We start from the raw sequence: 12,379 nt of genomic DNA on the forward strand, positions 1-12,379 counted from the left end.
TGAGACTTCGAACACCTCCCCCAACGGCACGGGAGCCTCGTGCGTTGCGCACGCTGTCGACATCACCCGATCGATGGCCAAGCTGAAAACGCTCAGTGAGTGAGTTGCGGGTGAGTCGCAGGCAGTGGGTCGGTGGGTGATACGCGGTTGATCGGGTGCGGGGTCGGCTTGTAGCGTGCCGGGCATGTCGAGCCCCGAGTCGGACAGAGCGCAGCCGCTGGTTCCGCGCGGCTGGACGGTAAACGGTTACTGAGGCCCCTTCGGGGTCGTTTCGGCGTGCGGGACCTGTGATCGGCGTTCGCGCTGTCCCTCGTCTCTCGTCATCCGCTGGAGCGACTTCCCTTGCCTGTTTTTCTGTACGTCCTCGGCCTTGCCGTTTTCGCGCAAGGCACCTCTGAGTTCATGTTGTCCGGGCTGGTTCCCGGTATCGCGCGCGACTTGTCCGTGTCCGTCGGGGCCGCCGCGAGTCTGACGTCCGCGTACGCGGTCGGGATGATCGTGGGGGCGCCCTTGATGGCCCTCGTCGGGGCGCGGTTGCCTCGGCGGACGGCGTTGGGCGGGTTCCTGGCGGCGTTCGTCGTCGTGCATGTGGTGGGGGCGGTGACCTCCGACTTCGCGGTGTTGTTCGGGAGTCGGGTGGTGGCCGCTGTCGTCAACGCGGGGTTCCTGGCGGTGGCGTTGTCCACCGTTTCCTCGCTCGTGGCACCGGAGTTGGCAGGGCGGGCGACGTCCGTGCTGCTCGCGGGGGTGACGTTGGCCTGTGCGGTGGGGGTGCCCGCGGGGGCGTTGCTCGGGGAGTGGTTCGGGTGGCGGGCGGCGTTCTGGGCGGTGGCGGGGTTGTGTGTGCCGGCGTTGGGGTGGGTTGTGCGGGTGGGGGGTGGGGGGTCTGTGAGTGGGGCCTCTGGGGGGTCTCCGGGTCGGGCCTCGGGTGGGGCCTCGGGGGCGTCTTCGGGTGGGGTGAGTGGTTCTGGGGTTCGGGCCGAACTCCGGTTGTTGGGACGGCCGTTGCTGCGGCGGGCGTTGGGGGTGGGAGCTGCTGTCAACGCGGCCACGTTCGCCGGGTTCTCGTATCTCGCCGTGATCGGTACGGAGGTCGCCGGGCTGTCCGAGGGGGTCGTTCCGGTGTTGCTCGCGGTGTTCGGGGTGGGGGCGTTCGTCGGGGTGACTGTCTCCGGGCGGGTGGGAGAGCGGTGGTTGGGGGTGGTGCTGCTCGTATTGCCGTTCGCCTGGGCGGTGTTGGCCGTGACCGGGGAGTGGGGCGGGGTGCTGTTCGGTGGGGCCCTGGTGGTGGGTGGGCTGTCGTTCGGGGCCGGGTCGGCTTTGGTGGGGCGGGTGTTGTACGTCGCGAGTCCGGAAGCGCCGGTGATGGCGGGGGCGTTCGCCACCGTCGCGCTCAACTTGGGGGCGTTCGTCGGGCCGTTGGTCGCCGGGGGTGTCACCGAGGTGAGCGGGGATTATCGGGACGCGGTGTGGGTGAGTGTGGGGTTCGCGGTGTTGGCGGTGGTCGGGGGTGGTCGTCGCCGGACGCGGGATGAGGAGGGTGCTTCTCTCGGGTGATCTCGCTGGGGTTGGCCTCGGCTGGCCGGCAGCCTTGTCTGGCTCATCGGGCTTGCCCTGGCCTCCGGCCTCGCCCTGGCCTCCGGCCTCGCCCTGGCCTCCGGCCTCGCCCTGAGCGTCAGCCTTGCCCTGAGAGTCAGGCTTGCCCTGAGGGTCGGGCTCCTCACCTCGCCGTCAGCTTCACCTCCCCGTCCAGGCACCAGTCCAGCACCGACGGCCAGGGCCCGTACCCGTCGTCCGGGGTCAAGTGGCCCGCGCCCGGGAGGACTTCGGCGGTGATGCCGAGGGGGTCGCCGTAGGCCCGCTGGGCGCCTTCCGGGCAGTACGGGTCGTCGTCCCCGGCGACGATGCGGGTCGGGGACGGCGGGGTGAGGCCGGTCAGCGGGGGCAGGGCGAACCCGGCGATCTCGGGGAAGTCGGCGGCGGTCGTGACGGGGGCGGCGAGCAGGACGCGCTCGACGGTGTCGAGGCCGGGGAGGTCACGGGAGACGGCGTGCAGCCAGGTGACGGTGGCGAGGCTGTGCGCGACGACCAGCTTGCGGCCCGGGGTGGTGAGGTGACGCTCGAACTCGCCCAGCCAGACAGCGAGTTCGGGGGTGTCCGGGTCCGGCAGCTGCGGGTAGGCGACGTCGTGTCCGAGGGCGGTCAGGCGGCCGGCGAGCCAGTGCTGCCAGTGGCCCTCGGGACGGTGGTTCTGCCAGCCGTGGAGGATCAGGAACGAGGAGGTCATGGGCCGATCATCCCCGGCCGGAATCCATCAGGTCCAGTTAATCTTTCCTGGTGGAACCCTTAAGCACGGCCTTCACCATCGACCTTCGCCGCCTCACCGTCCTGCGCGAGCTGCAACGCCGAGGCAGTGTCGCGCGGACCGCCGAGGCGCTGCACCTCACGCCCTCGGCCGTCTCCCAGCAACTCTCCGCGCTCGCCCGTGAGTTCGGCGTACCGCTCACCGAACGGGACGGCCGGGGCCTGCGGTTAACCGGTCAGGCCCGGGTGCTCCTCTCGCACGCCGACCTCATCGCCGCCCAACTGGAGCGGGCCCGTTCCGACTTGGCGGCGTACGCGGAAGGCGGGCGGGGGACGGTCGTCGTCGGCTGCTTCTCCAGCGGCATCCTCGGGTTGCTGCCCCCGGCACTGCGGGCCCTGCGGGAGCGGTTGCCGGAGCTGCGCGTGGACATCGTGGAGGCCGAACCGCCGGACCTGTTCACGGCGTTGGACGGTGGCCAGGTCGACGTGGCCGTCGCCGTCGACTTCGCGGCGGCGCCCGCGCACACCGACGCCCGCTACACCCGCGAGGACCTGCTGACCGACGTCCTCGACATCGCCCTGCCCCGAGGGCACCGGCTCGCGGGCCACGCCGAGGTGCGGTTGCGGGATCTCGCCACCGAGCCGTGGATCATCGGCCGGGCCTCCAGTTGCTGCGGTGCGGTGACCCGTTCCGTCTGCGCGGCGAGCGGTTTCACCCCGGACGTCCGGCACGCCGTGGACGACTGGGCCGCGCTGTCCGGGCTCGTCGAGGCGGGGGCGGGGGTCGCGCTGGTCCCCCGGCTGGTGCGATCCGTGTACGCCGGGCGGGAGTTGGCGATCCGGCCTGCCGCGGGGGCGGCTCCCTCGCGGAACGTGTTCGTGGCCGTGCGGGCGGGGGCCGAGGGGGACCCGGTGCTGAGGGTCGTGCGGGAGGAGTTGCGTGCGGCGGCGAACGTTCTTCGGGGCTGAGGCGTCACGGTCGTGACGAGTCGTACGTCCGCTGGTCGGCGTCCGAGTCGTCGGCCGTCAGCCGTAAGTCGCCACTCGCCAGTGGTCCGTCGTCCTGAGGGGGTTCTGCGGTGAGAGCCGTAGCAAGCCGTTTCACCGTGTTGCTGTTCCTTGCCGCCGGGTGGGCTGTCGGCGGCTGCTCCGCAGGTGGCGGGGAGGGCGCGGCGTCCTGCGCGTTCGTCGCCGACTACGACGGGCGGCGGTACTCCGACCTGTCCGGGGCCGAGTTCACGCTCGGGGAGGCCGTCGGCACGGCGGTGCTGCCGGCCTGCGACGACACGGGCGGGGACGGGGACCCCGGGATCGGGGAGCGGCAGGTGGTGGCGTACTCGGTGGTCGGGGTGGACCCGGCCATGGCGATCGTGGTGGACGAGGTCGCCGACACGTTGCTGGTGGCGCACGAGACGCGGGACCGGCTTCCGCCCGAGGTGAGGAAGTTGCTCAGGCGGTGATCCGGTGGCGGGCCACTCGTTCCAGCAGGGCGGATCTGCGTCGCGGCCACTCCTCGGCGGTGAGGGAGAAGATCGCCGAGTCGCGCAACGCGCCTTCCTCCCCCGGGTACTTGGAGGGGGACCAGTTGCGCAGGACGCCTTCGAAGGTGGCGCCGACGCCGGTGATCGCCGCGCGGGAGCGGGCGTTGCGGGCGTCGGTCTTGAGGTCGACGCGGGAGACCCGCCAGACCTCGAACGCGTGGCGGAACAGCAGGAGTTTGGCCTCGGCGTTGACGCCGGTGCCCTGGGCGGAAGCGGCGAGCCAGGTGTGGCCGACCTCGACCGCGTCCAGGTGGTCCGGGGTGCGCCAGGCGCGGGGTTCGCAGTAGGCCGTCACACCGACCGCGCGGCCGGTGGCGGTGGAGATCTGCGCGTACGGGGCGATCGATCCGTCGGCGGCGCGGGCGAGTTGGAGGTCGAGGTAACGGTCGATGTCCTCGGCTCGGGGGACCCAGGTGAAGTCGTACGTCTCCCGGTCCTCCTCCGCCGCGAGCGCCAACTCGGCCGCGTGACGCCGCTCCAGGGGCTCCAGTCGTACGAAGTCGCCTGCCAGGAGCGGCTGTTGTCCCGCCTCGAATCTCACCCGGTGACGTCCTTCCCCAACTGCGTGCTCAACTCCGCGAAGGCTTCGTGGAAACCGGGGAAAGTCTTGCGGACGCAGCCGGGGTCGTCGAACGAAATACCCTGCGTACGAAGGCTCGTGACCGCGAAGGACATGACGATGCGGTGGTCACCGTAGGTCTTGATCTCGGCGGGCTCGGGGGTGCCGGGGTGGATCTCGATCCAGTCGGGGCCGGTCGTGACGTCGACACCGAGGCGGCGCAGGTTCTCCGCGCAGGCGTCGAGGCGGTCGCACTCCTTGACGCGGGTGTTGGCGACGTCCTCGATACGGACCGGGCCGGTGGCGAAGGGGGCGATGGCGGCGAGCGTCGGCATCGTGTCGGAGATGTCCCGCATGTTGACCGTCACGCCGTTCAGGCTGCCGGTGCCCCGGACCGTGGTGCGGTCGGCCGCGATCTCGACGTGCGCGCCCATCTTGCGCAGGACCTCCACGAAGCCCAGGTCGCCCTGGAGCGCGCCCTGTCCGAGGCCGGGGACGGTGACCTCGCCGCCGGTGAGGGCGGCTGCGGCGAAGAAGTAGCTGGAGGTGGAGGCGTCGGGCTCGATGGGGTAGGTGGTGGCGCGGTAGCCGCCGGGCGGGACGGTGTAGACGCGTTCGCCCGAGCCGGCACCGTCTCCGTTTCCGTAAGCGGTTGCCCCCTGTTTCACCTCCACTTTCACCTCCACCCCGAACGCCCGCATCATCGCGATCGTGATCTCCACGTACGGCACGGAGACCAGGTCGGTGACCCGGATACGCAGGCCGGTTCGGGTGAGGGGGCCGAGGAGGAGCAGCGCGGTGAGGTACTGGGAGGACTGACCGGCGTCGAGGACGACCTCGCCGCCCTCCACCCCGGCCGCGTGGACGGTGAGCGGGTGGTGCCCCTCCGCGTCCACGTGGCGCAGGTCGACTCCCAGGTCGCGCAGGGCACGGGTGAGCGGAAGGAGAGGGCGGCGGCGCATCTGGGGCGAGGCGTCGAAGCGGAACGTGCCGTGGCCGGCGGCGGCCAGCGTCGGCAGGAAACGGGCGGTCGTCGCGCCGTCCCGGCAGTAGACGTCGGCCTCGGTGACCGCCGGGCCCTGCGGGCGGCCGTCCACCTGCCAGGCGTCCGGCGACCGGCCGACCCGGTAACCGAGGCTGTTCAGCCCCTCGGCGAACCCCTCCGTGTCGTCCGAGCGCAGGGGGCGTACGAGAGTCGTGACACCGTCCGCCGCTGCGGCGAGGAAGAGGGCGCGGGCGGTGAGGGACTTGGAACCGGGGATGTCGACGAGGGGCATGCCCCTCATGATCTCGCGACGGGAGTGCCGGGCGCGGGAACGTCCAGGGGATGGAACGGGGAGTTCGTCAGGTCGGCGGAGGGGGCGGGGGTGTCGCGGGCCGTGGGGACGGTGTCGTAGGTGTCCGGGTTTGTGGGAGCGGTTGTGGAACGGGGGGTGTTGGGGCCGTCTGCGGGCATTGCGTAACCGCTCCCACAACGGGCGGCGCCGGGATCATGGTCCGGGGTTGTGTAACCGCTTCCACAACGGGCGCCGCCAGGATCGCCGTCCGGGGTTGTGCAACCGCTTCCACAACCGGTGCAGCCGGAACCACCACCCCGGCTTGCGCAACCGGTTCCACAACCCGCGCCCTCCCGTCGGCCTCCATCGTCTGTGCAGCCGCTTCCACAACCCCCCGCCCCGGTGCCAGTGACGTCAGCGCCACGCCGCCCACCAGCAGCGCCGCCGCGCACCACCGCAGGGGGCTGATCTGTTCGCCGAGGAAGAGGGCGGCCGAGGACATGCCTAAGACGGGGACGAGGAGGGAGAAGGGGGCGACGGTGGAGGCGGGGTGGCGGCGCAGGAGCCAGCCCCAGGCGCCGAAGCCGAGGACGGTGGAGATCCAGGCGACGAAGAGGACGGTTCCGACGCCGGCCGGGTCGAGGGCGCGCAGGGCGTCGAGGTCGCGGCGCGGCCCTTCCGTCAGCAACGACAGGGCGAGCAGCGGCAGTACGGGGACGGTGCTGACCCACACCATGAAGTTGAGGGCGTCGGGCGGGGCGGCCTTGCGGGTCAGGACGTTGGACACGCCCCAGCACGCGGCACCGGCGACGACGAGCGCGAACGCCCCCAGCGGCCCGGACGTTCCCTCGTCGACGGCGGCGACCCCGATGCCCGCGAAGGCGACGCCCATCCCGAACACCCGTAGCCGCGTGGGCCGTTCCCCCAGTACCGCGAACGCGATCAGCGCGGTGAACACGGCCTGGATCTGGAGGACCAGCGAGGACAGCCCGGCCGGCATCCCCGCGTCCATCCCGACGAAGACGAACCCGAACTTCGCGACGCCGAGCGAGAGCCCCACGCCCACGATCCACTTCCACGCCACCTTCGGCCGCCCCACGAGGAACACGGCGGGCAGGGCCGCGGCCAGGAAGCGCAGGGCGGAGAAGAGCAGCGGCGGAAAGTGGTCGAGACCGATTTCTATGACCGTGAAGTTGACGCCCCAGACCGCGGCGACGAGGACGGCGAGGAGGAGGTGTGCCGGACGCATGCGTCGAGCATCCGCTGTACGGACTGTGTAGCACCAGCGATGATTGCTGCACGACAGAATGAAGCAACGCTAACTCTTGGGAGCCCGGTCATGCTCGACCTCCAGCGCCTGCGGGCCCTGCACGCGGTCTCCGTCCACGGCACGGTCGGCGCCGCTGCCGCCGCGCTCGGGTACACCTCCTCGGCGGTGTCGCAGCAGATCGCCAAGTTGGAGCGGGAGACCAGGACGGTCCTGCTGGAGCGGGAGGGCAGGGGTGTGCGGCTGACCGACGAGGCGTGGGAACTCGCCGAGACGGCACAGGAGTTGCTGGCGATCGTCGAGCGCGCGGAGACCGGTCTCGAAGAGCGCCGGGGGCTGCCGGCGGGGCGGCTGACGATCGCCGCGTTCGCCTCGGCGGCGCGCGGGCTGATGCCGTCCGTCCTCGCGGACCTGGCCCGTCGGCATCCGGCCCTGGACGCCCGGCTGGCCGAGGTCGACCCGCATCTGTCGGTGGACCTGGTGGCCAAGGGCGCGGTCGACCTCGTGGTCGCCCACGACTGGGACATCGCCCCGCTGCCGGCCCCTACGGGTCTGGAGCAGGTGCACTTCGGGGACGACCTGTGCGATCTCCTCGTACCTGAGGACCACCCCTTCGCGGGTCGTACGGGGGTGCGGCGCGAGGAGTTGGGCGGTGAGCGGTGGATCTGCCAGCCGCCGGGGCGGGTGTGCCACGACTGGCTCCTGCGTACCCTGCGGTCGGCGGGCCACGAGCCGGACGTGGTCCATCAGGCGGACGAGAACCCGACCCTGGTGGCGCTGGTCGCGGCGGGGCTGGGGGTGGCCCTGATCCCGCGCCTGGGCCGGGGCCCGCTCCCGCCGGGTGTGGTCGAGGTCCCCCTTGAGCCGGTACCCGTACGCCATCTGTACGCCCTGTGGCGCAAGGGCGCGGCCCGGCGCCCGGCGATCGCGGAGACGGTCCGGACGCTGCGCGAGCACTGGCCGATGGTGACGGCACGGTGAGGGTCGTCCCGTAGTACCTCAGAGGGAGCGGCCCGCCCGCCGCCCGCCGCCCGCCGCCCGCCGCCCGCCGCCCGCCGCCCGCCGCCCGAGGGAGGGAACCGCTCGCGCCCCCGCCACGTCCAACCCGAAACTGCCGGACGTTTCACCACGGTGCGGTGTCGGCGTTCGCGGCTGGCCGTGATCGCCGACCCACCCTCTCCGCCGTACCGAGGCCGGCAGCGTGCCGTCATCGGCGTGCCCCCCTCCAAAGCGCCGATGGCGGCCCCCAGGGGGCGCACGGTGCGCGGATGTCCCGGCGAGCGCCCTTGTCCGGCCGGACGCCGCCTCCCTGTGCCGGTCGGACGCCGAGTGTGAACTCCTCATGTCAGCGCCGCCGACCGGCGGATTCGAGGCCGTAGGGTGGGCCGATGCGCGCGGGGATCGGGCTCAGGGAGGTGGCCGAGCGGGCCGGGGTGTCGATGCGGACCGTGTCGAACGTGGTCCGCGGGACGGGCCGTTTCTCGGAGGCGACGCGGGAGAAAGTCGCCCGTGCCGTCGAGGAGTTGGGGTACCGGCCGAACACGGCCGCCCGGCGGCTGCGCACCGGCCGCAGCGGGGTGCTGCTGCTGGCGGTGCCCAATCTGTCGATGCCGTACTTCGCCGAACTCGCCGGTCACGTCCTGCGGGAGGCGGCGGCCCACGGCTGCACGCTCCTCGTCGAGGCGACGGGCGGCGACCCGGAGGCGGAGTTGGAGATCGCCCTCGGGAGGACCGACCCGATGGTGGACGGCGTCATCCTGAGCCCCCTCGCGCTGGACGACACGAAGGCGTCGACTGCCGTCCGCAGCAAGCCTCTTGTGCTGCTGGGCGAGCGACTGCACGACCTTCCCCACCCGCACGTCACCATCGACAACACGGCGGCGGCCCGGGAGGCGACCGCCCGGCTGCTGGCGCGCGGTCGGCGCCGTATCGCCGTGATCGGCCGGCAGACCGTCCCGCACGCGGCGACCTCGACGACGCGCCTCAAGGGGTACCTGGAGGCGTTGGCGGCGTGTTCCGTGCCGTACGACGAGGCTCTGGCGCCGCCCGTCCCCGCGTACGACCGCGCGTCGGGGGCGGCGGCGCTGCGCACTCTGCTCGCGCTGCCCCGGCTCCCGGACGCCGTCTTCTGTTTCGCGGACGCGCTCGCGGAGGGGGCGCTCCACGTGGCCCGGGAACGCGGGGTGCGGGTGCCGGAAGACCTTGCAGTAATCGGTTTCGACGACGTCGAGGCGGCCCGGTACACCGCTCCCCCGCTGACCACGGTCGCCCCCGACAAGTCCGGGCTGGCGAGGCTGGCGGTGACGTCGCTGCTGAGCGGGATAGCGGGGGCGGACCGGGCCTCGCTGCTGGTCGCGGGGCATCGGCTGGTGGTCCGCGAGAGCGGGTGAGACCCGCCTCCGCTCCCGCACGCCTCCCCGCGCACCTCCCCTGCTCCTCCTTTCTTCTCCTTTCTTCTTCCTCCCTCTTCCCTTGCCCCACAGGTGAGTTGCGCCGTCCGCGCGCCCTATGCCCTCTGGTGCCACGGCCGTTGCTCCGATAACTTCCGCCGCACACACCAACTTCACAGGTATGCAGGGAGGGTGCACGCGCATGCGCAAGGCGCTCAGATGGCTGCTCGCGCTCACGGTGCTGATAAGCACGCTGGGCACGGCGACGGCGGCGACCGCCGCCGAACCGGAGGCCACCGACATCAAGGACCGGCTGCTGGCGATCCCGGGCATGAGCCTGGTCCAGGAGAAGCCGTACCCCGGTTACCGCTTCTTCGTGCTGAACTACACCCAGCCGATCGACCACCGGCACCCCTCCGCCGGGACGTTCGAGCAGCGCATCACGGTGCTGCACAAGGACGTGAACCGGCCGACGGTCTTTTACACAAGCGGTTACAACGTCTCCACGACGCCGGGCCGCCGCGAGCCCACCCAGATCGTGGACGGCAACCAGGTCTCCATGGAGTACCGGTACTTCACCCCGTCCCGGCCGGCCGAGCCCACCGACTGGAGCAAGCTGACGATCTGGCAGGCCGCCAGCGACCAGCACCGCATCTTCGAGGCGCTGAAGCCGGTCTACGCCAAGAAGTGGCTCTCCACGGGCGGTTCGAAGGGCGGCATGACCGCCACGTACTACGAGCGTTTCTACCCGCGTGACATGGACGGCGTCGTCGCGTACGTCGCCCCCAACGACGTGGTGAACGACGAGGATTCGGCCTACGACCGGTTCTTCGCGAGCGTCGGCACCAAGGAGTGCCGCGACCGGCTGAACGGGGTGCAGCGGGAGGCGCTGGTGCGCCGGGAGCCGCTGGAGAAGCGGTACGCGGCGTACGCGGCCGACAACGGGTACACGTTCACCACCGTCGGCAGCCTCGACAAGGCGTACGAGGCGGTCGTCCTGGACTACGTGTGGGGCTTCTGGCAGTACAGCCTGCTGTCCGACTGCGCGTCGATCCCGGCGGACGCGAAGAACGCGACCGACGACGAGATCTGGGACTCGGTCGACGCGATCTCCGGGTTCTCCTTCTACACGGACCAGGGTCTCGACCCGTACACCCCGTACTACTTCCAGGCGGCCTCCCAGCTCGGTGCGCCGACCATCCGCTTCCCGCACATCGAGCGGAGGTACATCCGGTACGGGTACCAGCCGCCGTCGAACTTCGTGCCCGCGAGCGTGCGCATCCCGAAGTTCGACCGGTTCGCGATGGCCGACGTGGACAACTGGGTGCGGCACAACGCCCGGCAGATGCTCTTCGTGTACGGGCAGAACGACCCCTGGGGCTCGGAGCGGTTCCGGGTCGGCAAGGGCACGAAGGACTCGTACGTGCTGACCGCGCCGGGGCTGAACCACGGCGCGAACGTCGCCGGGCTCGTCCCCGCCGAGAAGGCGTTCGCCACCGCCCGCATCCTGGAGTGGGCGGGTGTCCCGGCCGCCGCCGTGGAGGCGGCGAAGCCGCTGGCGAGGTTCGACGCGAAGCTGGATGTCCGGGACGTGGAGCGGGAGCCCGCGCTGCGTCCGTGAGTCCTACGGGTCACCCGTAGTACCTGAGAGCCACCCTGACGGCCGACCGGCCCATATTCCGGTCGGCCGTCGTGTCATTTACGGACTGTGTGTATAGTCCCGGCCCATGGATTCCGGAGTCGAGCTCGTCAAGCGCGCGCACGTGGACCTGCTCAGGGTCGCCACCGCGCTGTGTAGCTGACCCGTCACGCCGCCGTTCGGCACATCCTCTTCTTCTCGTTCTCCCGCTTCGTACGCTTCCGTGCCATCTTCGCCGGGCGTTGATTCAACGTTGCATCCACCTTGGTGACCCGTCTCCTGGAGATCCCATGACCGTGCGCCTGCACTGGTTCCTGCCCACCACGGGCGACGACCGTGACGTCGTCGGCGTGACCGCCCGTGACTCGCTCCAGTCCCGGAAGACCACCCGCCCGCCGACGCTGGACTACCTCGCGCAGGTCGCCCGCGCCGCCGAGTCGGCCGGTTTCGAGGCCGTGCTGACCCCCACGGGCAGCGACTGCGAGGACTCCTGGCTCACCACGGCCGCGCTGATCCCGCAGACCACCCGGCTGAAGTTCCTGGTCGCGTTCCGCCCCGGCGTGATCGCGCCGCCGCTCGCCGCCCAGATGACGGCGACCTACCAACGGCTGTCCGGCGGACGGCTGTTCCTCAACGTCGTCACCGGTTCGGACGCCGACGAGCAGCGCGCCTACGGCGACTTCCTCTCCCACGACGAACGCTACGGCCGCACCGCCGAGTTCCTCGACCTGTTGCGGACGGCCTGGGCGGGCGAGGCGTACGACTACGAGGGCGCCCACTACCGGGTCGCGGGCGGGCGGCTGCGCAAGCCGCCGGCCGAACTGCCCCCGGTGTTCTTCGGCGGCTCCTCGCAGGCGGCCCTCCCGGTGGCCGCCAAGTACGCGGACACGTACCTCACTTGGGGTGAGCCCCCGGCTGCGGTCGCCCAGAAGATCGCCCGGGTAAGGGAGTTGGCGGCGGCCGAGGGGCGGGAGCTGTCGTACGGCATCCGGCTGCACGTGATCAGCCGGGACACCGCCGCCGAGGCGTGGGCGGAGGCCGACCGGATTCTCGGCAGTCTGGACCCGGCCGCGATCGCCGCCGCCCACGAGCGGTTCAAGACCTCGGAGTCGGCCGGGCAGCGGGCGATGGCCGCGCTGAGCGGCGGACGCACGGACCGGCTGGAGATCCACCCCAACCTCTGGGCCGGATTCGGTCTGGTACGGCCCGGCGCCGGTACCGCGCTGGTCGGCAGCCACGAACAAGTCGCCGAGCGCATCGAGGAGTTCGCCTCGCTCGGCATCGAGCACTTCATCCTCTCCGGCCAGCCGCACCTGGAGGAGGCGATCCGCTTCGGCGAGTGCGTCCGCCCGCTGCTCGCCCGCCAACTCGCCACCGCCTGAACCGACTTCACGAGAAGAGA

At 71.5% G+C, this 12,379-nt stretch carries 11 protein-coding genes and 1 pseudogene; 8 read left to right on the plus strand and 4 right to left on the minus strand.

Annotated features, from left to right (window positions below; genetic code table 11):
- Positions 1-342: 342 nt before the first annotated feature.
- On the plus strand, positions 343-1,557 hold the full coding sequence (locus tag ABZX85_RS25710; RefSeq protein WP_355872963.1) for an MFS transporter: 1,215 nt from the start codon (positions 343-345) through the stop codon (positions 1,555-1,557).
- Between the two features lie 163 nt (positions 1,558-1,720).
- On the opposite strand, the gene ABZX85_RS25715 is transcribed toward ABZX85_RS25710, so the two are convergent.
- The gene (locus ABZX85_RS25715; protein WP_355872966.1) at positions 1,721-2,287 is read right to left on the minus strand and encodes an alpha/beta hydrolase; all 567 of its coding nucleotides are present in this window, start codon (positions 2,285-2,287) and stop codon (positions 1,721-1,723) included.
- A 50-nt stretch (positions 2,288-2,337) separates the two neighbouring features.
- Between ABZX85_RS25715 and ABZX85_RS25720 the strand changes: the two genes are divergently transcribed.
- Both ABZX85_RS25720 and ABZX85_RS25725 read left to right on the plus strand, forming a co-directional pair.
- Positions 2,338-3,273 carry a LysR family transcriptional regulator gene (locus ABZX85_RS25720; protein WP_355872969.1) on the plus strand — a complete coding sequence of 312 codons (936 nt, stop codon included), beginning with the start codon at positions 2,338-2,340 and terminating at the stop codon, positions 3,271-3,273.
- Between the two features lie 110 nt (positions 3,274-3,383).
- Positions 3,384-3,764 carry a DUF6281 family protein gene (locus ABZX85_RS25725; RefSeq protein WP_355872972.1) on the plus strand — a complete coding sequence of 127 codons (381 nt, stop codon included), beginning with the start codon at positions 3,384-3,386 and terminating at the stop codon, positions 3,762-3,764.
- Here the strand turns inward: ABZX85_RS25725 and ABZX85_RS25730 are convergent.
- The 3 genes and pseudogenes from ABZX85_RS25730 to ABZX85_RS25740 all read right to left on the minus strand — a co-directional run.
- Complete coding sequence (locus ABZX85_RS25730) at positions 3,754-4,386, minus strand: GNAT family protein (protein WP_355872975.1); 633 nt, start codon at positions 4,384-4,386, stop codon at positions 3,754-3,756. The two genes, ABZX85_RS25725 and ABZX85_RS25730, sit on opposite strands and share 11 nt — an antisense overlap.
- Positions 4,383-5,681: a 3-phosphoshikimate 1-carboxyvinyltransferase gene (gene aroA / locus ABZX85_RS25735; protein WP_355872978.1), complete on the minus strand. Its 1,299-nt coding sequence runs from the start codon at positions 5,679-5,681 to the stop codon at positions 4,383-4,385. Before aroA ends, ABZX85_RS25730 begins: the two co-directional genes overlap by 4 nt.
- A gap of 406 nt (positions 5,682-6,087) precedes the next feature.
- Positions 6,088-6,930 (minus strand): annotated as a pseudogene (locus tag ABZX85_RS25740) (EamA family transporter); the annotation flags it as partial.
- Between the two features lie 90 nt (positions 6,931-7,020).
- Between ABZX85_RS25740 and ABZX85_RS25745 the strand changes: the two are divergent.
- From ABZX85_RS25745 to ABZX85_RS25765, 5 genes are all read left to right on the plus strand, one after another.
- Positions 7,021-7,929 (plus strand): LysR family transcriptional regulator, encoded by a 909-nt coding sequence (locus ABZX85_RS25745; RefSeq protein WP_355872981.1) that lies wholly within the window; start codon positions 7,021-7,023, stop codon positions 7,927-7,929.
- Between the two features lie 407 nt (positions 7,930-8,336).
- A complete protein-coding gene (locus ABZX85_RS25750; protein WP_355872983.1) occupies positions 8,337-9,338 on the plus strand; it encodes a LacI family DNA-binding transcriptional regulator in 1,002 nt (333 codons plus the stop codon).
- Positions 9,339-9,540: 202 nt separating this feature from the next.
- A complete protein-coding gene (locus tag ABZX85_RS25755; RefSeq protein ID WP_355872986.1) occupies positions 9,541-10,959 on the plus strand; it encodes a S28 family serine protease in 1,419 nt (472 codons plus the stop codon).
- Positions 10,960-11,065: 106 nt separating this feature from the next.
- Complete coding sequence (locus ABZX85_RS25760; RefSeq protein ID WP_355873567.1) at positions 11,066-11,140, plus strand: putative leader peptide; 75 nt, start codon at positions 11,066-11,068, stop codon at positions 11,138-11,140.
- A 127-nt stretch (positions 11,141-11,267) separates the two neighbouring features.
- Positions 11,268-12,359, plus strand: a complete 1,092-nt coding sequence (locus tag ABZX85_RS25765) for an LLM class flavin-dependent oxidoreductase (RefSeq protein WP_355872989.1) — start codon at positions 11,268-11,270, stop codon at positions 12,357-12,359.
- Positions 12,360-12,379 lie beyond the last annotated feature (20 nt).

The sequence above is a fragment of the Streptomyces sp. NPDC004539 genome (assembly GCF_040610055.1).
Taxonomy (GTDB): domain Bacteria; phylum Actinomycetota; class Actinomycetes; order Streptomycetales; family Streptomycetaceae; genus Streptomyces.

What these genes read in the sequence shown, in the direction of transcription:
- ABZX85_RS25750 (WP_355872983.1), top strand. Translation starts at nt 8,337, where the DNA reads ATGCGCGCGGGGATCGGGCTCAGGGAGGTGGCCGAGCGGGCCGGGGTG.
- ABZX85_RS25745 (WP_355872981.1), top strand. Translation starts at nt 7,021, where the DNA reads ATGCTCGACCTCCAGCGCCTGCGGGCCCTGCACGCGGTCTCCGTCCAC.
- aroA (WP_355872978.1), bottom strand. Translation starts at nt 5,681, where the DNA reads ATGCCCCTCGTCGACATCCCCGGTTCCAAGTCCCTCACCGCCCGCGCC.
- ABZX85_RS25755 (WP_355872986.1), top strand. Translation starts at nt 9,541, where the DNA reads ATGCGCAAGGCGCTCAGATGGCTGCTCGCGCTCACGGTGCTGATAAGC.
- ABZX85_RS25765 (WP_355872989.1), top strand. Translation starts at nt 11,268, where the DNA reads ATGACCGTGCGCCTGCACTGGTTCCTGCCCACCACGGGCGACGACCGT.
- ABZX85_RS25715 (WP_355872966.1), bottom strand. Translation starts at nt 2,287, where the DNA reads ATGACCTCCTCGTTCCTGATCCTCCACGGCTGGCAGAACCACCGTCCC.